At 70.1% G+C, this 25,893-nt stretch carries 16 protein-coding genes; 6 read left to right on the forward strand and 10 right to left on the reverse strand.

The window, feature by feature from the left end; translation table 11 throughout:
- The first annotated feature begins 59 nt into the window (after positions 1-59).
- From ACIHFB_RS29925 to ACIHFB_RS29935, 3 genes are all read left to right on the forward strand, one after another.
- A complete protein-coding gene (locus ACIHFB_RS29925) occupies positions 60-446 on the forward strand; it encodes a MerR family transcriptional regulator (RefSeq protein WP_365283593.1) in 387 nt (128 codons plus the stop codon).
- Between the two features lie 14 nt (positions 447-460).
- Positions 461-775, forward strand: a complete 315-nt coding sequence (locus ACIHFB_RS29930; protein WP_365284036.1) for a thioredoxin domain-containing protein — start codon at positions 461-463, stop codon at positions 773-775.
- Positions 776-942: 167 nt separating this feature from the next.
- Positions 943-3,162 (forward strand): HelD family protein, encoded by a 2,220-nt coding sequence (locus ACIHFB_RS29935; RefSeq protein ID WP_400128612.1) that lies wholly within the window; start codon positions 943-945, stop codon positions 3,160-3,162.
- 9 nt (positions 3,163-3,171) lie between these two features.
- On the opposite strand, the gene glgB is transcribed toward ACIHFB_RS29935, so the two are convergent.
- From glgB to ACIHFB_RS29960, 5 genes are all read right to left on the reverse strand, one after another.
- Positions 3,172-5,733 (reverse strand): 1,4-alpha-glucan branching enzyme, encoded by a 2,562-nt coding sequence (gene glgB / locus ACIHFB_RS29940; protein WP_400128613.1) that lies wholly within the window; start codon positions 5,731-5,733, stop codon positions 3,172-3,174.
- Between the two features lie 70 nt (positions 5,734-5,803).
- Positions 5,804-7,186, reverse strand: a complete 1,383-nt coding sequence (locus ACIHFB_RS29945; RefSeq protein ID WP_400128614.1) for a maltokinase — start codon at positions 7,184-7,186, stop codon at positions 5,804-5,806.
- 92 nt (positions 7,187-7,278) lie between these two features.
- On the reverse strand, positions 7,279-8,979 hold the full coding sequence (gene treS, locus ACIHFB_RS29950; protein WP_365283585.1) for a maltose alpha-D-glucosyltransferase: 1,701 nt from the start codon (positions 8,977-8,979) through the stop codon (positions 7,279-7,281).
- Positions 8,979-11,072: an alpha-1,4-glucan--maltose-1-phosphate maltosyltransferase gene (locus ACIHFB_RS29955; protein WP_400128615.1), complete on the reverse strand. Its 2,094-nt coding sequence runs from the start codon at positions 11,070-11,072 to the stop codon at positions 8,979-8,981. The genes treS and ACIHFB_RS29955 overlap by 1 nt, the downstream gene beginning before the upstream one ends.
- A gap of 231 nt (positions 11,073-11,303) precedes the next feature.
- Positions 11,304-12,503: a S8 family peptidase gene (locus tag ACIHFB_RS29960; RefSeq protein ID WP_400128616.1), complete on the reverse strand. Its 1,200-nt coding sequence runs from the start codon at positions 12,501-12,503 to the stop codon at positions 11,304-11,306.
- A gap of 239 nt (positions 12,504-12,742) precedes the next feature.
- Between ACIHFB_RS29960 and ACIHFB_RS29965 the strand changes: the two genes are divergently transcribed.
- Entirely contained in the window at positions 12,743-15,361 is a 2,619-nt protein-coding gene (locus ACIHFB_RS29965; RefSeq protein ID WP_365283579.1) for a glycosyltransferase family 1 protein, read from the forward strand.
- A gap of 24 nt (positions 15,362-15,385) precedes the next feature.
- Here ACIHFB_RS29965 and ACIHFB_RS29970 read toward each other — a convergent pair whose 3' ends face one another.
- The 5 genes from ACIHFB_RS29970 to ACIHFB_RS29990 all read right to left on the reverse strand — a co-directional run bounded on the left by ACIHFB_RS29970 (position 15,386) and on the right by ACIHFB_RS29990 (position 23,725).
- A complete protein-coding gene (locus ACIHFB_RS29970; protein WP_365283577.1) occupies positions 15,386-15,895 on the reverse strand; it encodes a DUF1990 domain-containing protein in 510 nt (169 codons plus the stop codon).
- A 69-nt stretch (positions 15,896-15,964) separates the two neighbouring features.
- Entirely contained in the window at positions 15,965-17,626 is a 1,662-nt protein-coding gene (locus ACIHFB_RS29975; RefSeq protein ID WP_365283575.1) for a M4 family metallopeptidase, read from the reverse strand.
- A 226-nt stretch (positions 17,627-17,852) separates the two neighbouring features.
- Entirely contained in the window at positions 17,853-19,904 is a 2,052-nt protein-coding gene (locus tag ACIHFB_RS29980) for a M4 family metallopeptidase (protein WP_400128617.1), read from the reverse strand.
- 270 nt (positions 19,905-20,174) lie between these two features.
- On the reverse strand, positions 20,175-21,905 hold the full coding sequence (locus tag ACIHFB_RS29985) for an ABC transporter ATP-binding protein (RefSeq protein ID WP_400128721.1): 1,731 nt from the start codon (positions 21,903-21,905) through the stop codon (positions 20,175-20,177).
- 107 nt (positions 21,906-22,012) lie between these two features.
- Positions 22,013-23,725, reverse strand: a complete 1,713-nt coding sequence (locus ACIHFB_RS29990) for an ABC transporter transmembrane domain-containing protein (RefSeq protein WP_400128618.1) — start codon at positions 23,723-23,725, stop codon at positions 22,013-22,015.
- A 130-nt stretch (positions 23,726-23,855) separates the two neighbouring features.
- Between ACIHFB_RS29990 and ACIHFB_RS29995 the strand changes: the two genes are divergently transcribed.
- Together ACIHFB_RS29995 and ACIHFB_RS30000 are read left to right on the forward strand one after the other, a co-directional pair.
- On the forward strand, positions 23,856-24,884 hold the full coding sequence (locus ACIHFB_RS29995) for an amidohydrolase family protein (RefSeq protein ID WP_400128619.1): 1,029 nt from the start codon (positions 23,856-23,858) through the stop codon (positions 24,882-24,884).
- 60 nt (positions 24,885-24,944) lie between these two features.
- Positions 24,945-25,865, forward strand: a complete 921-nt coding sequence (locus ACIHFB_RS30000) for an amidohydrolase family protein (protein ID WP_400128620.1) — start codon at positions 24,945-24,947, stop codon at positions 25,863-25,865.
- Positions 25,866-25,893 lie beyond the last annotated feature (28 nt).

Genomic DNA, 25,893 nt, shown 5'->3' on the forward strand with positions numbered 1-25,893 from the left:
CCTGTCCGGCGGAAGCCGCTGTTGCCTTGACGTCGGCGTCAAGGACTACGTTCGAGGACATGCGAATCGGCGAGCTGGCCGCACGGGCCGGGACCACGACGCGGACGCTGCGGTACTACGAGTCGCGGGGTCTGCTGCCCGCGCGGCGGGGCGGCAACGGATACCGGACGTACGACGAGGACGACCTGAAGCTGCTCGGGCAGATCAGGACGCTCCAGGACTTCGGTTTCGACCTGGAGGAGACCCGGCCCTTCGTGGAGTGTCTGCGGGCCGGGCACACCGAGGGGGACGAGTGCCCTGCCTCCATGGCGGTCTACCGGCGGAAGCTGGACGAGCTGGACGCGTTGATCGGCGAGTTGCAGGCCGTGCGGGCGAAGATCGGCATGCGGTTGGCCGTGGCCGAGGGCGTTTCACCGTTGTGCGAACTGGGAGGACAGGAGCTGTGATCAAGGCAGCGGGTGTGGCCGAGGTGACGGACGCGGACTTCGCGGCGGAGGTGATCGGGGCGGACCTGCCGGTACTGGTCGAGTTCACCGCCGACTGGTGTCCGCCCTGCCGGCAGATGGGGCCGGTGCTCAGCGCGCTCGCCGCGGAGGAGGGCGACCGGCTCAAGGTGGTGCAGCTGGACGTGGACACCAACCCGGAGACCACGAACGCGTACAAGGTGCTGTCGATGCCGACCTTCATGGTCTTCCGGGGTGGCGAGCCCGTGAAGGCGATGGTGGGGGCCCGGCCCAAGCGGCGGCTGATCGAGGAACTGTCCGACGTGCTCTGACCCGACGCAATACAAGGAAATCCCCCGAGCAATTGCGCTCGGGGGATTTCCTTGCGTATATTTAATGGTTCGCGACTTCAAGACGATTAAGTCGCGAGGAAGTTCAATGAGCACAGTATATCCGGGCGGGAGCGGAATTGTCAAACAGCGAATTTCCAGACGATGAAATGCGTCGTGAGCAGGAATTCATCGACGGCCTGTACACGCGCGTGGACGCGCTGCGCGGCGACACCGAGGACTCCGTCACGGACGCGCTCGGCCAGGGCAACACGCCCATGCAGGCCCGCCTGGAGCGGGACATCCTGGTCGCCGAACGCTCAGGCCTGCTCGCCGCGCTGAACGCGGTGGACGGCTCGCTCTGCTTCGGCCGGATCGACCTCACCTCCGGCGTCAGCCACCACATCGGCCGGATCGGCCTGCGCACCGACGACGCCGAACGCACCCCGGTCCTGATCGACTGGCGTGCCGACGTCGCCCGTCCCTTCTACCTGGCCACCGGTCACACCCCGATGGGCCTGCGCCGCCGCCGGCACATCACCACCGACGGCCGCCGCGTCACCGCCCTGCACGACGAGTTCGTCGACGTCGGCGACGCCACCCGCACGGGCCACGAGGACCCGGCCGGTGACGCCGTGCTGCTCGCCGCGCTGAACTCCGCGCGCACCGGCCGGATGACCGACATCGTGCAGACCATCCAGGCCGAGCAGGACGAGATCATCCGCGCACCGCACCGAGGGGTGCTGGTGGTGGAGGGCGGCCCGGGTACCGGCAAGACGGCGGTGGCCCTGCACCGGGCCGCCTATCTGCTCTACGAACACCGCGAACTGCTCGCCAAGCGTGCCGTCCTGATCGTCGGACCCAACCCCGCCTTCCTCGGCTACATCGGCGAGGTGCTGCCCTCGCTCGGCGAGACCGGAGTGCTCCTGGCGACGGTCGGCGAGCTGTTCCCCGGCGTGAAGGCGACGGCGCGGGACAAGCCCGAGGCGGCGGCGGTGAAGGGCCGCGCGGAGATGGCCGACGTCCTGGCCCGGGTCGTACGGGACCGGCAGGCGCTGCCCGACCCCGTGATCACGATCGAGCACGACCGCGAGATCCTGATGCTCGACGACGGCCTGGTCGGCGTCGCCCGCGAGCGCACCCGCGCCGCCGAGCTCCCGCACAACGCGGCCCGCGAGTACTTCGAGGGCCACATCCTCAACACGCTCACCGAGCTGTACGCCGAACGCGTCGGCACCGACCCCTTCGACGGTACGAGTCTCCTCGACCCCAGCGACATCACCCAGATCCGCGACGAGCTCGCCGAGAACCCCGACGTCTGGTCCGCCATCGACCAGCTGTGGCCGAGGATCACCCCGCGACGCCTGCTCGCGGACTTCCTGGCCGAACCCGAGGGGTATCTGTCCGACGCCGACGCGGCGGCCGTCCGGCGCCCGGTCACGCGCGCGTGGACGGTGGCGGACGTACCGCTGCTCGACGAGGCGGCCGAACTGCTGGGCGAGGACGACCGTTTGAGGCGGGCGCGAGCGGAACGGGAACGCGAGCGGCAGGTGTCGTACGCACAAGGGGTGCTGGACGTGTCGTACGCCTCCCGTACCTACGAGTTCGACGACAAGGGCGACGACGACTCCGAGGTTCTGTCCGCGCACGACATCATCGACGCCGAGCGGTTCGCCGAACGCCAGGAGCAGGACGACCACCGCAGCGCCGCCGAGCGTGCGGCGGCCGACCGGACCTGGGCCTTCGGGCACATCATCGTCGACGAGGCGCAGGAGCTGTCGCCGATGGCGTGGCGACTGCTGATGCGGCGCACCCCGACCCGCTCCATGACACTGGTCGGCGATCCGGCGCAGACGGCGGAGGCGGCGGGCGTGGGTTCCTGGTCGAAGATCCTCCAGCCGTATGTCGAGGACCGCTGGGAGCACACCCGCCTCGGCGTCAACTACCGCACCCCCTCCGAGATCATGGACCTCGCGGCGGCCGTCGTCCGGGCGGAGCACCCGGACTTCGAACCGCCGAGCTCGGTACGGTCCACGGGCGTACGACCCTGGGTACGCGCCACGGACGACCTCCCCGGCGCGGTGGCCAAGGCGGTCGAGGAACTCACCCCCGCCGAGGGCCGACTGGCGGTGATCGCGCCGACGGAGCTGCACCGGGCGCTGGCCGCGCGGCTGGACGGCGTCACCGCCGGCGCGGAGCCCGACCTCACGCAGTCGGTCGTGCTGCTGGACCCGCGCCAGTCGAAGGGGCTGGAGTTCGACTCGGTGCTGGTGGTGGAACCGGGGCGGTACGGGACGAGTGACCTGTACGTGGCCCTGACCCGGGCGACGCAGAGGCTGGGGGTGCTGCACACGGGTCCGCTGCCGAAGGGGCTGGCCGCGTCGGGGTGAGCGTCCTCCCTACGCCGGGCGCAGCCACACCGTCGCCAGGGGCGGCAACGTCACGCGGATGCTCGCCGCGCGGCCGTGCCACCCCTGCGGCTCCGGCTTGATCGGATCGGGGTTGGTGACGTCGCCGCCGCCGTATTTCGCCGCGTCCGTGTTGAGCGATTCGTGCCAGGCGGGGATGTCGTCGGGGACACCCAGGCGATAGCCGTGGCGGACGACGGGGGAGAAGTTGGAGACCGCGAGCAGCGGGACGCCCTCCGCGTCGTACCTGAGGAAGGCGAAGACGTTGTCCTCGGTCGCGTCGCCTACGACCCACTGGAAGCCGGACGGCTCGGTGTCCCGCTGCCACAGGGACGGGGTGTGCCGGTAGACGGTGTTGAGGTCGCGGACCAGGTCCCGTACCCCGCGGTGGTCGGCCTCGGCGCCGTAGGCGGGATCCAGCAGCCACCAGTCGGGTCCGTGTGCCTCGGACCATTCGGCGCCCTGGGCGAACTCCTGGCCCATGAAGAGGAGTTGTTTGCCGGGGTGGGCCCACATGAAGCCGAGGTAGGCGCGGTGGTTGGCGCGCTGCTGCCACCAGTCGCCGGGCATCTTCGACACCAGTGCGCGCTTGCCGTGCACGACCTCGTCGTGGGAGATCGGCAGGACGTAGTTCTCGCTGTACGCGTAGACCATCGAGAAGGTCATTTCATGGTGGTGGTACTTGCGGTGGACCGGCTCATGGGAGACATAGCCCAGCGAGTCGTGCATCCAGCCCATGTTCCACTTCAGCCCGAAGCCAAGGCCCCCGAAGCCGCCCGGGCCCATGTGGTGCGTCGCCCGGGTGACGCCGTCCCAGGCCGTCGACTCCTCCGCGATCGTCACCACGCCCGGCACCCGCCGGTAGACCGTCGCGTTCATCTCCTGGAGGAAGCCGACCGCGTCCAGGTTCTCCCGGCCGCCGTGCTCGTTCGGCGTCCACTGGCCCGGCTCGCGTGAGTAGTCGAGGTAGAGCATGGAGGCGACGGCGTCCACCCGCAGCCCGTCGATGTGGAACTCCTCGCACCAGTAAATGGCGTTGGCGACAAGGAAGTTGCGCACCTCTCGACGGCCGTAGTCGAACTCGAGGGTGCCCCAGTCGGGGTGGGCGGCGCGCAGCGGATCCTCGTGTTCGTACAGCGGGCGGCCGTCGAACTCGGCCAGCGCCCAGTCGTCGCGCGGGAAGTGCGCCGGTACCCAGTCCATCAGGACGCCGACACCGGCCTGGTGCAGCGCATCCACCAGGTACTTGAAGTCGTCGGGCGTGCCCAGCCGGGCGGTGGGTGCGTAGAAGCCGGTGACCTGGTAGCCCCACGAGCCGCCGAAGGGGTGCTCGGCGACCGGCATCAACTCGACATGGGTGAAGCCGAGGTCCTTGACGTACGCCGGCAGCTGCTCGGCCAGTTGACGGTACGTCAGTCCCGGTCGCCAGGACCCGAGATGGACCTCGTACACGGAGAAGGGCGCCTCGTGCGCGGGGACCTGCCCGCGCCCGGCCAGCCACTCCCCGTCCCCCCACTCGTGATGCGAGGCGTCCACGATCGAGGACGTGTTCGGCGGGACCTCGGTACGGCGGGCCAGCGGGTCGGCGCGCAGGGTTCTGGAACCGTCGGGGCGGGTGATCTCGAACTTGTACAGCTCACCCTCTCCTATGCCGGGCACGAACAGCTCCCAGACGCCGGACGAGCCCAGGGAGCGCATGGGGTACCCGGTGCCGTCCCAGAAGTTGAAGGTGCCGGCCAGACTGACGCCCTGGGCGTTCGGCGCCCAGACGGTGAAGCGGGTTCCGGCCACACCCTGGTGTGTCATCGGCTGTGCGCCGAGCGCCGTCCACAGCTGCTCGTGCCGGCCCTCGCCGATCAGATACAGATCGAGATCGCCCAGCGCGGGCAGGAAGCGGTACGCGTCCTCGGTGTCCTGGGCCGACCCTTCGTACGCCACGAACAGCCGGTACTCCGGCACCTCCCGCAGCGGCAGCAGTCCCGAGAAGAACCCGTCCCCGTCGTCGTGCAGTTCGGCCCGCAGATCACCGGCGACGATCGTCACGGACAGCGCGTACGGCCGGAAGGCGCGGAAGGCGACCCCGCCGGGGACCGGATGGGCGCCGAGCACGGAGTGCGGGGAGTGATGCGCACCGCTGAGCAGCCGCTCGCGATCGGCGGCGTCGACGGCGGGCGAGACGGAGTGGGAGACAGCGGCGGGGGCCGCGGGCTCCGCATGGACCGGAGCCGACTGCGCCGCCTTCTTCGCGGCGAGCTTCTTGACGGCCGCCTGCTTGGGCGCGGCTTTCTTGGGCGCGGCCTTCTTGGCTGTGTCCTTCTTCGCCGTGACCTTCTTCGCCGTGGCCTTGGCGGCGACGGACTTCGCGGTGGTCTTCTTGGCGGCCGCCTTCTTCGCCGAAGTCTTCTTGGCGGCGGCTTTCTTGGTCGCCGTCTTCTTGGCTGCCGTCTTCTCGGCCGCGGCCTTCTTCACACTCTTCGCCGCCTTCGTCTCCTTCGCGGCGCTGTTCTCCTCTGCCGTCTTCTTCGAACCGTCGGACGGGGTGCGGGGGGTCACGGGCGGCGCCTCCTCGGCGAAGGTCAGGTGAGGTATGTCTGGTGGGTCCGGTGGGTCTGGTCTCGTCGGTTCAGTCGGACGCGGCGAGGCGGCGCACCGCGGAGAGCGGTACCGGGAGCCAGTCGGGGCGGTGCCGGGCCTCGTAGACGACTTCGTAGATCGCCTTGTCCGTCTCGTAGGCGCGCAGCAGCACCGGGTCGGTCCGCGGATCGAGGCCGGCGGCCTCGGCGTACCCCGAGCAGTATGCGGCCCGGCATGTCTGCGCCCAGTGCGGTGCGGGCGGATCGGCCGAGTGGGCCGCGTAGTCGAAGGAGCGGAGCATCCCCGCGATGTCCCGCACCGGCGGCTGCGGCATCCGCCGTTCCGCGAGCGGCTTGGACGGTTCGCCCTCGAAGTCGATCAGCGACCAACGACCGGCGGGCGAACGCAGGCACTGGCCGAGATGAAGATCGCCGTGGATGCGCTGGGCGGTCCAGGTGCGACCCTCCGCGGCCAGGTCGGCCAGCGCCTCGAACGCGGAGTGCAGCCCGGGCGCGTACGGACGCAGGCCGGGCACCGCCTGCGCGGCCGCGTCGAGCCGCTCGACCATGCCGTCGACCAGCAGCTGCATCTGCGTATGGCCCATGGTCACCGTGGGCAAGGCACGGGCCAGCGCGGTGTGCACCTCGGCCGTGGCGCGTCCCAGCGCGCGTGCCTCGGCGGCGAAGTCCTCGCCCTTGGCCAGCTCGCGCAGCGCCAGTTCCCAGCCGTCCGTCGCGCCCTGTATGAACGGCTGGAGCACACCCAGCACATACGTCTGGTCGGCGAGGTCAGCCAGCATCCACGCCGTGGGCGCGGGTACCCGGGTGCTGCCCTCGCGGGCCAGCGCCAGCGGCAGTTCCAGGTCGGGATTGACGCCGGGCACGATCCGGCGCAGCAGCTTCAGGATGAACGTATCTCCGTAGACGACCGACGAGTTGGACTGCTCTGCGGTCACCAGCCGGGGCACCAGACCGGAGCGGATCTCCTGGTCCAGGTCGCGTTCGAAGCGCAGCCCGCCGAAACGGGCCCGGGTGCGCAGCGCCTCCAGGAGGACTTCGGAGGGCCGGGGGTCGTACAGGGCGTCGTACACCGTCCGTCCGGCGAGCGGGCCCTGTGTCACGTGCCCGATCAGCGCGGGCGCAAGCCGCGGCGGAAGCGCCTCGCGCACGCCTATCAGCAGCTGGTAGCAGTCCCCGGGGTGGGGCGGGGCGCCCAGTGTGAGCGGCTGGTGGGCGCGGACCAGCAGATGGTGCAGGCCCAGTTTTCCGCCGGCCGGCAGCAGCTCGGTGGCCGCCACCGACGAGAACCCGGTGACCGGACGCCCCTTGCCCGCGAACCAGCGCTGCCGTGGCAGCCACTCCCTGAGCAGGGGGTCCAGTGACGCAAGAAGACCTGGCTCGGTCGTGACGGAACGGGTGACGGCTTCCGACATGGCGCGTCCTTTCCCCGGGTGGGCGGGGTGTTACTGATGCGTGCCCCGGGCGGGACGGGGGAAACCGCCCCGCCCGGGTTGTTCGGCCGTGCCTACTGGGCGTCCTTGCGGAGCCTGAACCAGTAGAAGCCGTGGCCTCCGAGGGTCAGCAGATACGGCAGGTCACCGACGGCCGGGAACCGCACCCCGCCGAACAGCTCGACCGGGTGACGCCCCTTGAAGCGTCGCAGGTCCAGCTCGGTGGGCTGCGCGAACCGGGAGAAGTTGTTCACGCACAGTACGAGATCGTCCTCGTACTCGCGCAGGAACGCGATGACTGCCGGGTTGGACGACTGGAGTTCGGTGTACGAGCCGAGTCCGAAGGCCGGGTTCTGCTTGCGGATCTCGATCATCCGGCGCGTCCAGTGCAGCAGCGACGACGGGGACGACATCGACGCCTCGACGTTCGTGACCTGGTAGCCGTAGACCGGGTCCATGATCGTCGGCAGGAACAGACGGCCCGGGTCGCAGGAGGAGAAGCCCGCGTTGCGGTCCGGGGTCCACTGCATCGGCGTCCGCACCGCGTCGCGGTCGCCCAGCCAGATGTTGTCGCCCATGCCGATCTCGTCGCCGTAGTACAGGATCGGCGAGCCCGGGAGGGACAGCAGCAGAGCCGTGAACAGCTCGATCTGGTTGCGGTCGTTGTCGAGGAGCGGTGCGAGGCGGCGGCGGATGCCGATGTTGGCGCGCATACGCGGGTCTTTCGCGTATTCGGCCCACATGTAGTCGCGCTCCTCGTCGGTGACCATTTCCAGGGTCAGCTCGTCGTGGTTGCGCAGGAAGATGCCCCACTGGCAGTTGGAGGGGATCGCGGGGGTCTTGGCGAGGATTTCCGAGACCGGGTAGCGGGATTCCCGTCGTACGGCCATGAAGATCCGCGGCATCACCGGGAAGTGGAACGCCATATGGCATTCGTCGCCGCCCGAGGAGTAGTCGCCGAAGTAGTCGACGACATCCTCCGGCCACTGGTTCGCCTCCGCCAGCAGCACCGTGTCCGGGTAGGAGGCGTCGATTTCCTTCCGTACCCGCCGGAGGAATTCATGGGTCGCCGGAAGGTTCTCGCAGTTGGTGCCCTCCTGCTGGTACAGATACGGCACCGCGTCCAGCCGGAATCCGTCGATGCCCAGGTCCAGCCAGAACCGCAGTGCGGAGATCATCTCCTCCTGCACATTGGGGTTCTCGTAGTTGAGGTCCGGCTGGTGGGAGAAGAAGCGGTGCCAGTAGTACTGCTTGCGCACCGGGTCGAAGGTCCAGTTGGAGGCCTCGGTGTCGACGAAGATGATCCGGGCGTCCTGGAACTGCTTGTCGTCGTCGGCCCAGACGTAGTAGTCGCCGTAGGGGCCGTCGGGGTTGGCGCGCGACTCCTGGAACCACGGGTGCTGGTCGCTGGTGTGGTTCATGACGAAGTCGATGATGACGCGCATGCCGCGCTGGTGGGCGGCGTCGACGAACTCCACGAAGTCGGCGAGGTCGCCGAACTCGGGCAGGACGGCCGTGTAGTCGGAGACGTCGTAGCCGCCGTCCCTGAGCGGTGACTTGAAGAACGGCGGCAGCCACAGGCAGTCCACGCCCAGCCACTGGAGATAGTCCAGTTTGGCCGTGATGCCCTTGAGGTCACCGACGCCGTCGCCGTTGCTGTCCTGGAAGGAGCGGACGAGGACCTCGTAGAAGACGGCTCGTTTGAACCAGTCCGGGTCGCGATCCCTGGCCGGTGTGTCCTCGAAGGTGTCCGGGACGGGCTCGTTGACGATCATTATGTGGGTGACCCTCCGATCTGCGGGGTGGACGGTCGCAGGACGGTCAGGATGTGCGCGGGCCTCCTGCCCGGCTCGAGGCGCACATAGTTGGCCCTGCCCCAGTGATAGGTCTCGCCGGTGAGCTCGTCGCGCACCGGCACCGACTCGTGCCAGTCCAGGCCGAGTTGCGGCATGTCCAACGAGACCGTGGCCTCCTGGGTGTGGTGCGGATCGAGGTTGGCGACCACCAGAACCGTGTTCGATCCGCTCCGTTTCGAGTACGCGATCACCGAGTCCTGGTCCGCGTGGTGGAAATGGAGATCGCGCAGCTGCCGCAGTGCCGGATTCGCTCGGCGGATCGTGTTGAGTCGGGTGATGAGCGGGGTGATGGTGTGTCCCGCTGCTTCGGCTGCCGCCCAGTCACGGGGCTTGAGCTGGTACTTCTCCGAGTCGAGGTATTCCTCGCTGCCCTCGCGCAGGGGCACGTTCTCGCAGAGTTCGTAGCCGCTGTAGACGCCCCAGGTCGGCGACAGGGTGGCCGCGAGGACCGCCCGGACCTCGAACGCGGGCCGTCCGCCGTCTTGGAGATACGCGTGCAGGATGTCGGGGGTGTTGACGAAGAAGTTCGGCCGCATGTACGAGGCGGCCTCACCCGACAGCTCCGTCAGATACTCCGTCAGCTCCTGCCTGTCGTTGCGCCAGGTGAAATAGGTGTACGACTGCTGGAAACCGATCTGCGCCAGGGTGTGCATCATCGCCGGCCGGGTGAACGCCTCCGCCAGGAACAGCACATCCGGATCGCTGCGCTGAATGTCGGCCAGGACCCGCTGCCAGAAGTTCACCGGCTTGGTGTGCGGATTGTCCACCCGGAAGATCCGCACCCCGTGGTCCATCCACAGCCTGAGCACCCGCAGCGTCTCCGCGACCAGCCCGTCCATATCCGCGTCGAACGCGAGCGGATAGATGTCCTGGTACTTCTTCGGCGGGTTCTCGGCGTACGCGATCGTCCCGTCGGGGCGGTGGTGGAACCACTCCGGGTGCTTCTCCACCCAGGGATGATCCGGCGAACACTGCAACGCGAAGTCCAGTGCCACCTCCATCCCCAGCGCCCGCGCCTGCGCGATAAACCAGTCGAAGTCCTCGAACGTGCCCAGCCGGGGGTGGATCGCGTCGTGTCCGCCCTCCGGGGAGCCGATCGCCCACGGCACCCCGACATCCTCCGCGGTGGGGTTGAGGGTGTTGTTGCGGCCCTTGCGGAACGTGCTCCCGATCGGATGGACCGGCGGCAGATACACCACGTCGAAGCCCATGCCGGCGATCGCCGGCAACCGGCGGGCGGCCGTGCGGAACGTCCCGTGCGGCTGCTCGACCGTGCCCTCCGAACGCGGGAAGAACTCATACCAGGACCCGAACAGCGCCCGCTCCCGCTCCACCAGCAACGGCAACGCCTCCGACACCGTCACCGACTCCCGCAGCGGATACCGCGCCAACACCGCGTCGACCTCGGGTGTCAGAGCGGCCGCCAGCCGGGAGGAGGCCGGACGGTTCTCGTCCCTGAGGGCGGCGACGGCGGCGCGGACGGCCTCCCGCCCGCCGCCGCTTCTGGGCACCCCGGCCACCGCACGTTCGTGGAGCCGGGCCCCCTCCTCCAGGACGAGCTCGGTGTCGATCCCGGCCGGGATCTTGATGTGGGCGTGGTGCCGCCAGGTGGAGACCGGATCGCCCCAGGCCTCCACGGTGAACGTCCACAGACCGGTCCGGTCGGCCACGACCTCGGCTCCCCAGCGGTCGGTGCCCGGCGCGAGCTCCCGCAGGGGGGTCCATGGTCCGGGACGGCCGTCCGGATCCTTCAGTACGACATTGGCGGCGACCGCGTCATGGCCTTCACGGAAGACGGTCGCCGAGACCTCGAACGGCTCGCCGGTGACGGCCTTCGCGGGCCTGTGTCCGCGCAGGACGACCGGACGGACGTCGAGGACGGGTATGCGCCCGACGCCGTCCGTGCCGCCCGCGGAGGGTGGCTCCGGGGCCGGAGCAGCGGCGTAGGGACGCACGGGAAGTGCGTCGGTGCTGGATGTCGTGGGTGGTGACGAGTGGTGCGTGGCGGGCATGACCGCTCCTGTCCGCGTCAACGTGGGTGCGGGCGGATGGGGGTGGGGAGGTGGGTCCTGCGGGGGTCTTCCAGGGTGCTGCTGTGGCATGACTGTGGGGTGTACCGCAGGAGCCTTCCCACCCTATTCGGGTGGGCAATCCGGCACTTTGTTAACTACTCACGCGTATGTCTACACACAAGTCCGGCTCCGTTCGAGAGGAACGGAGCCGGTCCTGGGAATCTGTCGCAATCAGCGCGGTACTTGCAGGAGCTTGTTCGGCGATCCGAGGCCCCGCCCGGAGACCTTCCCGGCCGCCGCCCTCGCGACGAGTGCCTTGGCGACCTGAGAAGGCGTTGCCTTCCGGTGGTCCGCCAGATACAGCGCGGCCGCGCCCGCGGCGTGCGGCGACGCCATCGACGTACCGGAGTAGGTCGCCCTGCCGGTGTTGCTCGCGATGGCCGCCGAGGTGATCGACACGCCCGGGGCGAACAGGTCGAGGGCCGAGCCGAAGTTCGAGAAGCCCGCCCGCACGTCCTTCTTGTCGGTCGCACCGACCGTGATCGCCTCCCGTACGCCCGCGGGGGAGTAGAGGGAGGCCGGCAGTCCGTCGTTGCCCGCCGCGACCGTGTACGTCACGCCGGACCTGATGGAGTTGCGTACGGCCGCGTCCAGCTGGGCGTTGTAGTTGCCGCCCAGGCTGAGGTTGGCGACCGCGGGCTTCCTCGCGTGCTTGGTGACCCAGTCGATGCCCGCGATGACCTGGGCCGTGGTGCCCGCGCCCGCGTTGTCGAGGACGCGTACGGCGACGACCTTGGCCTTCTTGGCGACGCCGTAGCCCTTGCCCGCGACGGTGCCGGCGACATGGGTGCCGTGGCCGTTGCCGTCACCGGCGGACCTGTCGTTGCCGACGAAGTCCCAGCCGTAGCTCGCCCGTCCGCCGAAGTCCTTGTGGCTGGTCCGGATGCCGGTGTCGATGACGTACACGGTCACACCGCTGCCCGCGGACTCCGGCCAGGTGTAGGACCTGTTCAGCGGCAGGCTCTTCTGGTCGATGCGGTCGAGCCCCCAGGACGGCGGGTTCTTCTGACTGTGGTCCAGGGCCACGCGGGTGTCCTGGACGACCGAGGCGACGCGGGAGTCCGCCGCGAGCAGCCTCGCCTGTCTCTCGTTCGCCTGCACGGCATAGCCGTTGAGCACCGTGCCGTACGTGTGGCTTATTTTCGCCCCGTACTTCTCGGCGAGGCTCTTTCCGGCCGCCGACGGAGCCGTTGTTCCCCCCTTGAGCGTGACCAGATAACTTCCTCCCACGGAGCCGGGTGCACCGGCGCCGAGTATCTTCCCCTCTGGTGCGGCGTGCGCGGGCAGGGGCGTGGCCGAAATCGCCGCGGCACAGGTCACCGCGGCCAGGCCTCCCACCCAGCGCAGACGCCGAGTTCGCGTCCGTGTCATGTCCGAGTCCCCCTCCTCAACTCCACTGGGCAGCCTCTCGTGCGGTGTGAAGCACCACAAGGTGGCCCACAGGGGCGGAATCGGCCAGATCGGTCATGGGGCATGTGTGAAGTTTGGGGTGAGATGATCGGCCGGTCCCGTACATGCCCCCCAGCGAGGGCGGCGCCTTCACCGGTACCGTCTTCGGGGACGCTGACGCACACCGCCGTGCGTCATCCGGCAAAGCGTTGAGGTGGAATGTGAAGGCGATCCGTCGATTCACCGTCCGACCCGTTCTCCCCGAACCCCTCCGGCCGCTCAGCGATCTCGCGCGCAATCTCCGCTGGTCCTGGCATGCGGAGACCCGCGACCTCTTCCAGTCCGTCGATCCGGAGCGCTGGGCCGCCTCGGACGGTGACCCGGTGCGCCTCCTCGGCAGCCTGCCGCCCGGCAGGCTCTCCGAACTCGCCGGGGACGACACCTTCGTGCGCCGCCTCACCGCGGTCGCCGACGACCTGAACGACTATGTGACCGGCGACCGCTGGTATCAGACCCAGTCCGCCGAACTCCCCACCGCGGTCGCCTACTTCTCCCCGGAGTTCGGCATCACGGCCGCCCTGCCCCAGTACTCCGGCGGCCTCGGCATCCTGGCCGGCGACCATCTGAAGTCGGCCAGCGACCTGGGCGTCCCGCTGATCGGCGTGGGACTCCTCTACCGACACGGCTACTTCCGCCAGTCCCTCTCCCGCGACGGCTGGCAGCAGGAGCACTACCCGGTCCTCGACCCGAACGAGCTGCCGGTCGCCCTCATCAAGGAGCCCGACGGCACCCCCGCCCAGGTCTCCATCGCCCTCCCCGGCGGCCGCTCGCTGCACGCCCGCATCTGGCTGGCCCAGGTGGGCAGGGTCCCCCTCCTGATGCTCGACTCGGACGTCGAGGAGAACGACCTCGGCGAACGCGGCGTGACCGACCGGCTCTACGGCGGCGGCAGCGAGCACCGGCTGCTCCAGGAGATGCTGCTCGGCATAGGAGGTGTCCGGGCGGTACGGACGTACTGCCGGCTGACCGGCCACCCCGCGCCCGAGGTCTTCCACACCAACGAGGGCCATGCGGGCTTCCTCGGCCTGGAGCGCATCGCGGAACTCGTCGACGACGGACTGGACTTCGACGCCGGTCTGGAGGCGGTGCGGGCCGGCACCGTCTTCACGACGCACACCCCCGTCCCCGCCGGGATCGACCGCTTCGACCGCGAGCTGGTCGCCCGCCACTTCGGCCCCGACGCCGAACTCCCGCGCATCGACGTCGAACGCATCCTCCACCTGGGCATGGAGACCTACCCGGGCGGCGAACCGAACCTCTTCAACATGGCCGTGATGGGCCTGCGTCTGGGCCAGCGCGCCAACGGCGTGTCCCTGCTGCACGGCCATGTCAGCCGCGAGATGTTCTCCGGGCTGTGGCCGGGATTCGACCCCGACGAGGTGCCGATCACCTCGGTGACGAACGGCGTGCACGCGCCGACCTGGGTCGCCCCCGAGGTCTTCCGGCTGGGTGCCCGGCAGATCGGCGTCCAGCGCACCGAGGACGCGATGACGGTCGGCGGCTCGGACCGCTGGGACGCGGTCGGGGAGATCCCGGACCAGGACATCTTCGAGCTGCGGCGGGTCCTGCGCGAACAGCTGGTCGTGGAGGTACGGCGGCGGCTGCGGGCCTCCTGGCGGCAACGCGGGGCGGGCAGCGCCGAGCTGGGCTGGATCGACGGCGTGCTGGATCCGGACGTGCTGACGATCGGGTTCGCGCGGCGGGTCCCGTCGTACAAGCGGCTGACGCTGATGCTGCGCGAGCCCGACCGGCTGATGGATCTGCTGCTGCACCCCGAGCGGCCGATCCAGATCGTCGTGGCGGGCAAGGCGCACCCGGCGGACGACGGCGGAAAGCGCCTGGTGCAGGAGCTGGTCCGGTTCGCGGACGACCCGCGGGTCCGCCACCGCATCGTCTTCCTGCCCGACTACGGCATGGCGATGGCGCAGAAGCTCTACCCCGGCTGCGACATCTGGCTGAACAACCCGCTGCGGCCGCTGGAGGCGTGCGGCACCAGCGGGATGAAGGCGGCCCTCAACGGCTGTCTCAACCTGTCCGTGCTGGACGGCTGGTGGGACGAATGGTTCCAGCCGGACTTCGGCTGGTCCATCCCGACCGCCGACGGCACCGGCACGGACCCGGACCGACGCGACGACATAGAGGCCGCGGCGCTCTACGACCTGCTGGAACAGCGGGTGACACCGCGCTTCTACGAACGCGGCCAGGACGGGCTGCCCGACCGGTGGATCGAGATGGTCCGCCAGACGATCACCCTGCTCGGCCCGAAGGTGCTGGCCGGGCGCATGGTGCGGGAGTACGTCGAGCGGCTCTACACACCGGCCGCGCACGCGCACCGCGCGATGACGCCTGCCTCCGCCCGGGAACTCGCCGTCTGGAAGCGGCGGGTGCGCTCCGCGTGGCATGCGGTGACCGTCGACCACGTGGAGACCTCGGTCGCCTCGGCCACCGCGGAACTCGGCACGACCCTCAATCTGCGGGTCCGCGTCGGTCTCGGCGACCTCGCGCCCGACGACGTGGAGGTGCAGGCGGTGTCGGGGCGCGTCGACCCCGAGGACCGGATCACGGACGCGGCGACGGTGCCGCTGAAGCCGGTGGGCGGACCGGACCTGGAGGGGCAGTGGATGTACGAGGGTCCGCTCTCCCTCGACCGCACCGGGCCGTACGGCTACACGGTCCGGATCCTGCCCGCGCATCGTCTGCTGGCGTCCGGCGCGGAGCTGGGGCTGGTGGCGGTGCCTTCCGAGGAGGCGGCGGAGGCGGCGGGTGTGCTGATGCGGTGAGCCGGGGTGCGGATGAGGTGAGCCTCAGAATTCCTCGTGAGGTGCGCACAGTCGGCGCAGTGTCGCGCCGAGCCGACGCGCGTACGCGTGTTGCAGGCCCCGGGTCGCCGGTCCGCCTGCTCGCGCGTACCACTTCGCGCCCCGGCTGAAGGCGGACACCGTCAGCCAGACGGTGCCGTCGCCGGTGCGTTCGACGAGGAACGCCTCCTCGCCGCACTCCGGGTGCCCGGTGAGGGTGCCGTACGCCCAGCCGACCCTGCGGTGTTCCTGCACCGTCCACACCACGCGGCAGGGGGCCTTGATGAGGCCGGCGAGGGTGACGGTGACGTCCACGCCGGGTTCCGCGCGGTCGGCGCCGGCGTCGATGCCCACGCCCGTCGCGCGGTGCATCTCCCAGGTCAGGACCGCTTCGGACGCGTGGCGGAAGACCGGCTCGCCCTCACCGATGCGGGTGCGCACATGCAGGGGGTGGAACCCGGGCGGGCAGAAGCCGCTGTCGCGGGTCGCGCCGACGTGGTCGTACGTGAAGGCCATGGGAGACAAGGGTAGGGCGGCACCCGGGAATGCCTTCGCTCCGGGTGCCGCCTGGCAACTTCGTGTCAGCTAGCTGACGTTCACCGCGCTCCAGGCGGCCGCGACCGCCTTGTACTCGGTACTGTCCGCCCCGTACAGGTCGGAGGCCGCGCTCAGGGTCGCCGTACGGGCGGCCGCGTACTTGGTCGTCGAGGTCATGTACTCGGTCAGGGCCTTGTACCAGATCTGGGCGGCCTTGTCCCGGCCGATGCCGGTGACCGTGGAGCCGTTGGACGTCGGGGAGTTGTAGCTGACCCCGTTGATCGTCTTGGCGCCGCTGCCCTCCGAGAGGAGGAAGAAGAAGTGGTTCGCCGGGCCCGAGGAGTAGTGGACGTCCAGGCCGCCCAGCGAGGACGACCAGTTGTCGGCCGAGTTGCCGTCCTTGCTCGGCTTGTCCATGTAGCGCAGCGGGCTGCCGTCGCCGTTGATGTCGATCTCCTCGCCGATGAGGTAGTCACCGACGTCGGAGGAGTTGTTGGCGTAGAACTCCACCGCCGTGCCGAAGATGTCGGACGTCGCCTCGTTCAGTCCGCCGGACTCGCCGCTGTAGTTCAGGCCGGCGGTGTTGGAGGTGACGCCGTGGCTCATCTCGTGGCCGGCCACGTCCAGCGAGGTGAGCGGCTTGACGTTGCCCGAGCCGTCGCCGTACGTCATGCAGAAGCAGTCGTCGGACCAGAAGGCGTTGACGTACGCGTTGCCGTAGTGGACGCGGGAGTAGGCCGCGGCGCCGTCGTTCTTGATGCCGTTGCGGCCGAAGGTGTTCTTGTAGAAGTCCCAGGTCTCCTGCGCGCCGTACGCGGCGTCCACGGCCGCGCTCTGGTCGCTGGAGGAGCTGGAGGCCGCGCCGGTGCCCCAGGTGTCGTCGGCGTCCGTGAACAGCGTGCCGGTGCCGGAGGTGCCGCGGGCGAGGTTGTACGTCTTGTGGCCGCCGCGGGTGCCGTCGGTGAGGTTGTACGTCGAGCCGGACTTCGTGGTGCCGATGGTCACCGTGCCCGAGTAGACGCTCTTGCCCGTGCCGGTCTCGATGCCCTGGTACTCGTAGAGCTTCTTGCCGGTGGCCGCGTCCGTGATGACGTGCAGTTCGTTCGGGGTGCCGTCCTCCTGGAGGCCGCCGACGACCGTCTCGTAGGCGAGGGTCGGCTTGCCGTCGGCCGCCCAGATGACCTTGCGGGGCGCGTCCGAGGCCTCCGACTCGGTGGAGCCCGCGGCCTTGGCGAGCTTCACGGCCTGTGTCTCGGCGGTCGCCTTGGTGATCTCGGGGGACAGGTCGGTGACCTTGATGGCCGCCTTCGTCGCCTTGGTGACACCCTTCGTCGCGCCCGACGCGGTCTCGTGGACGACCAGGTCGCCGCCGAGGACCGGCAGGCCGGCGTAGGTGCGCTCGTAGCGGGTGTGGACGGTGCCGTCGGCGTCCTTGATGACGTCTCTGACGACCAGCTTCTCCTTGGCGCCGAGGCCTATCTCGTCGGCCGTCTCCGTCGTGGCCGCGTCCGCCTGCTTGATCAGGGCGGTGCGGGCGGCCGGGGTGAGGTTCATGGGGACGGCGGCGACCTTGTCGGTGCCGGACTGCTCGGGCTGGGCGGAGGCACCGGTGGTCAGACCGGTGGTGAGGAGGGCTCCGGCCGCGATCGCGGTGGCGATGGCCAGAGTGGTGCGCTTGTGACGCGCGTAGTGGGGGGTCTGGGAGGTCACACAAGCTCCTTATGTGGGGGGTTGCTCGAGCTGTTGTGCGGCGGTGGGGGAAGAGTGACACCCGAGGCGCGTACATGTCAGGACCCCGAAGTGATGTTGGCTGAAACTTGACTGTCCGGTAAACGTTTCGGGAATGTGAACGCGGGTGCCGCCCCGGGGAGTTGAACCTCCGGGACGGCACCCTGAATGCGAGGCCTGCGTATGGCGGCCGTACGGCCTTACGGCTCTACGGGAACGTCAGCTTCCAGCTGCTGATGTAACCCGTGTCCACGGCCGCGTTGTCCTGGACCCGCAACTGCCAGGTGCCGTTGGCGACTTCGGAGGAGGCGTTCACCGTGTACGTGGTGTTGAGGTTGTCCGCGCTCCCGCCGGTGCCGTACGCCTTCAGCGTGTACGCCGTGCCGTCGGGCGCGACCAGCTGCACCTGAAGGTCACCGATGTACGTGTGCACGATGTCCACCGCGACCGCGAGGTTCGACGGCGCGTTGCCCGTCCGCCCGGACACGGTGATCGGCGACGTCACGGCCGCCCCGTTGTCCGGAATCGATACGTCCGCAGCGTTCTCGAAGGACGTACCGCCGCCTCCGCCACCGCCGGGACGCGCGCCGACCGCGATGCCGGCCCAGGCGTTCTGCACCGCCGTGTACTCGGGGCTCGTCGTGCCGTACAGCTCACCGGTGGCCGCGAGCGTGCCGGTGCGGGCGGCCGCGTAGTTGGTCGTCGAGGTGAACTTGGTGGTCAGCGCACGGAACCAGATCTTCTCCGCCTTGTCCCGGCCGATGCCGGTGACCGGAAGGCCGTCCGCGGTGGGCGAGTTGTAGGTGACACCGTTGATGGTCTTGGTGCCGCTGCCCTCGCTCAGCAGGTAGAAGAAGTGGTTCGCGGGGCCCGACGAGTAGTGCACGTCGGACGACCCGATCCCGGAGAACCAGTTGTCGTACGAGGAGCCGTCCTTGTCGGGCTCGTCCATGTACCGCAGCGGCGTGCCGTCGCCGTTGATGTCGATCTCCTCGCCGATGAGGTAGTCACCGACGTCGGAGGAGTTGTTGGCGTAGAACTCGACGGTCGAGCCGAAGATGTCGGAGGTGGCTTCGTTCAGACCGCCGGACTCGCCGGAGTAGTTGAGGCCCGCGGTGTTGGAGGTGAGCCCGTGGGTCATCTCGTGCGCGGCCACGTCGATGGACGTCAGCGGGTTGGCGTTGCCCGAGCCGTCGCCGTACGTCATGCAGAAGCAGCTGTCGGACCAGAACGCGTTGACGTAGTTGTTGCCGTAGTGGACCCGGGAGTAGGCGCCCACGCCGTCGCCGCGGATGCCGGAGCGTCCGTGCACGTTCTTGTAGTAGTCCCAGGTCAGCTGGGCCCCGTAGTGGGCGTCCGCGCCCGCCGACTCCAGGTTGGACGGGGTGCCGTTGCCCCAGATGTCGTCGGGCCCGGAGAAGAGCGTGCCGGTGCCGGAGGTGCCGCGGTTGAGGTTGTACGTCTTGTGGCCGCCACGGGCGCCGTCGGTGAGGTTGTACGTCGATCCCGACTGCGTGGTGGTGAGGGTGACCGTGCCGCTGTACACCGTGTTTCCGGTGCCGGTCTCGATCGCCTCCCACTCGTACAGCTTCTCGCCGGTGGTGGCGTCCGTGATGACGTGCAGTTCCTGCGGGGTGCCGTCGTGCTGGAAGCCGCCGACGACCGTCTCGTACGCCAGGACCGGAGTGCCGCTCGCCGCCCAGACCACCTTGCGGGGCGCGCGGTTGACGTCCGGGCTCTTGGCGTCCTCGGCCTTCGCGGCGGCCAGCGCCTGCTTCTCGGCCTTGGCCGTGGGTACGGCGGCGGTCGTGGTGGCCGGCTTGACGGCGGCCCGGGTCGCCTTGACGACGCCCTCGGTCGCGCCCGACTTCGCGGTCTCGACGACGAGGTCGCCGCCGAGGACGGGGAGGCCGTCGTACGTCCGCTCGTAGCGGGTGTGGACCGTGCCGTTGCCGTCCTTGAGGACGTCACGGACGACCAGCTTCTCCTTGGCGCCCAGGCCCAGGTCCTTCGCGGTGTCCGCCTTGGCGGCATTGGCGTCGCGTATCAGCTCGGCGCGCTGGGCGGGGGTGAGCTTGACGGACTCGGCGCCCGGTATGACCTTGCCCGCGGCCGACGGTGCCTTCGCCGGGGCTGCGGTGGCGGCGCCCGACTGGACGGCCGCCGCGATCAGGGCGGCGGCGCCGACGAGCGCCACGGCGGCGACCCGGCGAGAGGCGGGTCTGTGGGGGGTGCGTCTGTCTGAGGAACTGCGTCTCAACACTGACTCCTTCTGCACGGCCGCGGATCGCGCGGCCAGGGGAGACCGGTCGGCTGGGGGGCCGTCCGGGCAGAACGGGGCGTTACGCGGAACCACGTGCGGGAGCATCGGCCGGACACAGCGGTGTGGTCGAACTGTGGGGTTGCTGTGGTGTGGCCGTGGGAAGAGTGGCAGCAGAACGCGGTTCCTGTCAGGGGCGCGTCATGAATTTGGCCGGAAATCGTTCGTTGACCGGGAGTTCACGTTCGATATACGAACCCTTTGCGAGATTCAGGCCTTACGGTCCCCGTGCCACGTCCGCCACAGTCGGGCGTACGCGCCGTCCGCCGTCACCAGCTCCTCGTGCGTGCCGAGTTCGCTGAGGCGGCCGTCCTCCATCACGGCCACCCGGTCGGCGTCGTGGGCCGTGTGCAGACGGTGGGCGATGGCGATGACCGTGCGGCCCTCGAGTACGGCGGCCAGGGCGCGCTCGGTGTGGCGCGCGGTCGTCGGATCCAGCAGGGCCGTGGCCTCGTCGAGGATCAGGGTGTGCGGGTCGGCCAGCACGACCCGGGCGAGGGCGAGTTGCTGCGCCTGCGGCCCGTCCGTACGGCGGCCCCCCTCGCCGAGCGCGGTGTCGAGGCCGCCCGGCAGCTCCCGGACCCAGGCGTCGGCGCCCACCGCGGTGAGCGCGTCCCACAACTGCTCGTCCGTGGCGGCCGGTTCGGCGATGAGGAGGTTGTCGCGGACCGTGCCGATGAACACATGGTGCTCCTGAGTGACCAGCACGACCTGGCGGCGCAGCTGCTCGGGGCCTAGGGCGACGACGGGCACCCCGCCCACCGTCACCGTGCCCTCGGTCGGCGCGTCGATGCCGGCCAGCAGCCTGCTCAGGGTCGTCTTCCCGGCGCCGGACGGCCCGACCACCGCCAGCCGTTCCCCGGGCCGCACCGTCAGATCGACACCGCGCAGCACCTCGCCGCCGCGGTCGTAGGCGTACCGCACTCCGGTCACGTCGATCCGGTCGTCCGCCGGAGCCGGGGAGTCCCGGTCGGTCACCCGCGGTGCCTTCGCCAGCCCTTCCACCCGGGCGAACGAGGCGCTGCTCGCCTGTAGTTGCTCGATCCGCATCAGGACCTCGTCGAGCGGCTGGCCGAGCCGTTGCAGATACAGGGCGGCCGTCACCACCGCGCCGAGGCTCAGCGCGTCCCGCTCCAGCAGCACGCCGCCGAGCAGCAGCACCAGCGCGACCGGCACGACGTACGAAATCTCCACGACCGGGAAGAACACGCTGCGCAGGAACAGCGTGTACAGGCGGGTGCGCTTGGCCGTCTCCAGGGCGTCCCGGCTCGCCCCGGTCCGCCGGTCCGCCAGTCGGAGCGCCTCCACCGTGCGGGCGCCGGACGCGGTCGCGGCGAGGATCTCGGCGACCTGGGAGGTGGCCGCGCCCTCGGCGAGATAGCCGTCGCGGGCCCGGCGCAGATACCAGCGGAGCGCATACCGGATGCCGATCAGCCCGAGCAGGCCGCAGGCCCCCAGCCGGGGGTCGATGACGAAGACCGCGCCGATCAGGAACAGTGCCTGTACGCCGCTGACCAGGAGAATCGGGCCGACGTCCCGCAGGGTGGTGCCGACGATCGCGACGTCGGCCGTGCCGCGGGCCGTGAGGTCGCCGGTGCCGGCGCGTTCCACCGTGGACGCGGGCAGGGCGAGGGTTCTGTCGACGAACTCCTCGCGTACCCGGGCGAGGGTGCGCTCGCCGAAGCGGTAGGCGACGAGGCGTGCCCAGCGTGCCAGCGTCAGCTGTGCCAGGGCGCAGAGGAGGATCGCCAGTGCCAGTCGGTCCACTGCGGGGACCCCGGCGCCGGTCCGTACGTCGTCGATGATCCGGCCCAGGAGCCAGGGGCCGGCGAGGCCTGCGGCGGCTGCGAGGGAGTTCAGGGCGAGCGTGATCGTGAAGGCGCGGCGGTCGGCCTGGATCAGGCGGATGGCGGCTCGGCGTACGACTGCGGGGTCGGCGATGGGGAGGTGTGCGGCTACGGGGGTGGGGGCTGGGGTGCTGTGCCGGGTGCGGGTGCGTTGGGGCTTGTCGCGCAGTTCCCCGCGCCCCTGGGTGGGCTGGTGGGCCGTCAATTCAGGAGCTCCTCGGCGTTCTCGTCCCGGGCCACCAACGTCCGGTATTCCGGCTCTCCGTCCAGGAGTTCCTGGTGGGTGCCCGTGGCTGCGACCTTGCCGTCGATCAGAAAGTGGACCGTGTCCGCTCGGTCGAGGACCAGTGGGGACGTGGACGTCACGACTGTCGTACGGCCTCTGCGCGCTTCGTGCAGTCGCTCCGCCACCCTCGCCTCGGTGTGGGCGTCCAGTGCGGAGGTCGGTTCGATGGCGAGGAGGATCTCGGGGGCGGCGAGGAGGGCTCGGAGGAGGCGGATGCGCTGGCGTTGGCCGCCGGAGAGGTTGCGGGCCTGGGCGTCGATGGGTGAGTCGAGGCCGTCGGGCAGGGCCTGCACGATGTCGTCGGACACGGCGGCGTGCACCGCGTGTGCGATGTCCTCGGCGCCGGGGTCTGAGCGGCCGGCCACCAACTCGCGCAGGGTGCCCGCGAAGAGGTCGGCCTCGTGCTCGGCGACCAGGATCCGCTCCCGCACCTGGGGCAGCGGTATCTCGGCCAGCGGCACCCCGCCCCAGGTGGCCGCCGACGGCACATAGCGGCCGAGTCGGTCGACCACGTCCGCGGCGTCGGCGGGGCGGGCGGCGGCCAGCGCGGTCAGCCGGCCCGGTCGCACCCGTACCCCCGACTCGGGATCGTGCAGCACCGCGGGCTCCGAAGGGGCCGGACGCGTCCCGGTGTCCGGCACCGGCTCCAGCCGCAGGAACCGTACGACCCGGCGGGCCGCCACCACGCCCCGGCTGATCTGATAGCCGCACTCGACGAGGAACCCGACCGGGGCCACCAGGACGGCGACATAGCCGTACACCGACACCAACTCGCCGATGGTGATGTCCCCTTGGGCGGCGAGCCGGGCCGCGAGCCAGGTCACCACGCCGAGGAACAGCGTCGGCAGCCCGGTGCCGAACGCCTGGATCCAGCTGCTCACCGCCCCGACCCGGTACCCCTGCGCCAGCAGCCGCCGCGAGTCCCGGTGGAAGGCGTCGGCGAACAGCCCTTTCCCGCCGAGGCCGTTGAGGACGCGCAGCCCGCCGGCGAGGTCGCCGATCCGCGCGGTCAGCACCCCCTGCCGCTCGCGGTACTCGGTCTCCGTGCCCTGGAGCCGGGCGAGCAGCGGTACGACGAGGACGGCGACCAGCGGCATTCCGAGCAGCACCACCACCGCGATGGGCATCGACACCGACAGCAGCAGCGCGGCGACCACGAGATAGGCGATGACGGACCCGATGCCGGGGCCGATGATCGTCAGGGCCTGGCTGATCGTCAGCACGTCGCCGACCCCGATCGTCACGACCTCCCCGGCCCCGGCCCGGCGTGGCAGCGCCGCCCCCAGTCTGATCGCCTGTCCGACGACGACCTTCACCGTGCGGAAGTTGGCGTCCATCCGCACCCGGGTCATCGTGCGGTGCCGCATGATGCTGACCCAGGCGTTGAACGCCCCCACGGCGAACAGGGCGCCCGTCCAGCCCGCCAGGGCCGGGAAGTCGCCCGGTTCGAGCCCCTCGTCGATGGCCCGGGACAGCAGATACGGCGCCGCCGCCAGCAGCACCATCCAGGTACTGCCGAGCAGCGCCCCGGCGAGTGACCGCCCCGGCTGCCGGGTCACCAGCCACCACAGATAGCGCCCGCCGCCGCGGCAGTCGGGCACACCGGGATCCTCATACGCGTCGATCATGCGCTCCCCGAAGAAAGATCTCGTCCAAGACATTGTCAACAATTTGGTTGGCCATTACCTTGGCCGAGGTCTTCCGCTGCGCCCGTACCCCTCGCTCGCTCCCGTTTCCCTCGCTCCGAACAGGATCGCCATGATCATCGACTGCCATGGTCACTACACCACCGCCCCGCCCGCGCTGGCAGCGTGGCGCAACCGGCAGATCGACTCCCTCGCCGACCCCTCGATCGCCCCTGCCCGCGCCGACCTGCGCATCAGTGACGACGAGCTGCGCCACAGCATCGAGTCCAACCAGCTGCGGCTGATGGACGAGCGCGGCATCGACATGACGGTCTTCTCGCCGCGCGCGTCGTTCATGGCCCATCACGTCGGGGACTTCACGACGTCCGCCGAGTGGGCCGCCCTCTGCAACGAACTCTGCTTCCGCGTCAGCACCCTCTACCCGGAGCGCTTCGTCCCCGCCGCGATGCTCCCGCAGTCGCCCGGCACCGACCCCGCCACCTGCGTCCCCGAACTCATCCGCTGCGTCGAGGAGTTCGGAGCCGTCGCCCTCAACCTCAACCCCGACCCCTCGGGCGGTCACTGGACCGCACCACCACTCACCGACCGGTCCTGGTACCCGGTCTACGAGAAGATGACCGAGTACGACATCCCGGCCATGGTCCACGTCAGCACCAGCGTCAACCCCGCTTTCCACACCACCGGGGCGCACTACCTCAACGCCGACACCACGGCCTTCATGCAGCTCGTCCAGGGCGATCTGTTCCGGGACTTCCCCACCCTGCGCCTGATCATCCCGCACGGCGGAGGCGCCGTCCCCTACCACTGGGGCCGGTTCCGGGGCCTCGCGATGGCCCTGGGCAAGCCTCCGCTGGAGGAACACGTCCTGGGCAACGTCTACTTCGACACCTGCGTGTACCACCAGCCGGGACTGGACCTGCTCTGTGACGTCATCCCGGTCCGGAACATCCTCTTCGCCTCGGAGATGATCGGCGCCGTCCGCTCCGTCGACCCGTGCACCGGCCACCACTTCGACGACACACGCCGCTATGTCGAAGCGGCCGCCGGCCTCTCCGCGGACGACATCCCCGCGATCCAGGAGCACAACGCCCGCGCCGTGTACCCCCGCCTGGACGCGCTGCTCAAGCGCCAGGGCCGCTGACACCGGCCGCTCACCCCGACCCGTACCACCGCCTCGGCCGACGACGCCCGAAGGACCTCCATGAGCACCCCCGTCCCCAAAACCCCCGGCTGGCTGGACTGGCACCCCGACCCGTCCACGCCCGCCTTCCGCCTCCCGCCCGGAGCCGTCGACACCCACTGCCATGTCTTCGGCCCGCAGCGCGCGTTCCCCTTCGCTCCGGAGCGCAAGTACACCCCCTGCGACGGCGGCAAGGACCGGCTGTTCGCCCTCCGCGACCACCTGGGCATCGCCCGCAACGTCATCGTGCAGGCCACCTGCCACGGCGCCGACAACTCCGCCATGGTCGACGCCGTCCGGGCCTCCGGCGGCCGGGCCCGCGGCATCGCGACCGTCCGCCCCGATGTCACCGAGGGCGAGCTGAAGCGCCTCGACGCCGCCGGAGTCCGGGGCGTGCGCTTCAACTTCGTACGACGACTCGTCGACGCGTCGCCCCACGACGACCTGAGCGCCATCGCCAAGAAGATCGCGCCCCTGGGCTGGCACGTCGTCCTCTACTTCGAGAGCGCCGACCTGCCCGAACTGGCCGACTTCTTCGCGTCCTTGCCCACCCCGCTGGTCGTGGACCACATGGGCAGGCCCGATGTGACCCGGCCGGCGGACGGCCCCGAGTTCAGCCGCTTCCTGCGGTTCGTGGACGCGGGGGACGTCTGGGTGAAGGTGAGCTGCCCCGAGCGCCTCTCCGTGACCGGCCCCGCGGCCCGCGACGGCGAGCGGCACCCGTACACCGACGTGGTGCCCTTCGCCCGTCGCGTCGTCGAGGAGTTCGGGGACCGCGTCCTGTGGGGCACCGACTGGCCGCACCCCAACCTCACCGACCACATGCCCGACGACGGCCTCCTCGTCGACCACATCCCGCAGGTCGCGGTCAGCGCCGACCTCAGGCGCAGGCTCCTCGTCGACAACCCGACGCGCCTGTACTGGCCCGGCGAAGCCGCCTGAACTCCCCTCCCCCTTCCGCTCTCCGCCC

Source organism: Streptomyces sp. NPDC051963, from assembly GCF_044593495.1.
In the GTDB taxonomy this organism is placed as follows: domain Bacteria; phylum Actinomycetota; class Actinomycetes; order Streptomycetales; family Streptomycetaceae; genus Streptomyces.

Excerpts from the sequence above, each read along its gene's own strand:
- ACIHFB_RS29925 (WP_365283593.1), top strand. The coding sequence starts at position 60 with ATGCGAATCGGCGAGCTGGCCGCACGGGCCGGGACCACGACGCGGACG.
- ACIHFB_RS29935 (WP_400128612.1), top strand. The coding sequence starts at position 943 with ATGCGTCGTGAGCAGGAATTCATCGACGGCCTGTACACGCGCGTGGAC.
- ACIHFB_RS29945 (WP_400128614.1), bottom strand. The coding sequence starts at position 7,186 with ATGTCGGAAGCCGTCACCCGTTCCGTCACGACCGAGCCAGGTCTTCTT.
- treS (WP_365283585.1), bottom strand. The coding sequence starts at position 8,979 with ATGATCGTCAACGAGCCCGTCCCGGACACCTTCGAGGACACACCGGCC.
- ACIHFB_RS29955 (WP_400128615.1), bottom strand. The coding sequence starts at position 11,072 with ATGCCCGCCACGCACCACTCGTCACCACCCACGACATCCAGCACCGAC.
- ACIHFB_RS29960 (WP_400128616.1), bottom strand. The coding sequence starts at position 12,503 with ATGACACGGACGCGAACTCGGCGTCTGCGCTGGGTGGGAGGCCTGGCC.
- ACIHFB_RS29970 (WP_365283577.1), bottom strand. The coding sequence starts at position 15,895 with ATGGCCTTCACGTACGACCACGTCGGCGCGACCCGCGACAGCGGCTTC.
- ACIHFB_RS29990 (WP_400128618.1), bottom strand. The coding sequence starts at position 23,725 with ATGATCGACGCGTATGAGGATCCCGGTGTGCCCGACTGCCGCGGCGGC.
- ACIHFB_RS29995 (WP_400128619.1), top strand. The coding sequence starts at position 23,856 with ATGATCATCGACTGCCATGGTCACTACACCACCGCCCCGCCCGCGCTG.
- ACIHFB_RS30000 (WP_400128620.1), top strand. The coding sequence starts at position 24,945 with ATGAGCACCCCCGTCCCCAAAACCCCCGGCTGGCTGGACTGGCACCCC.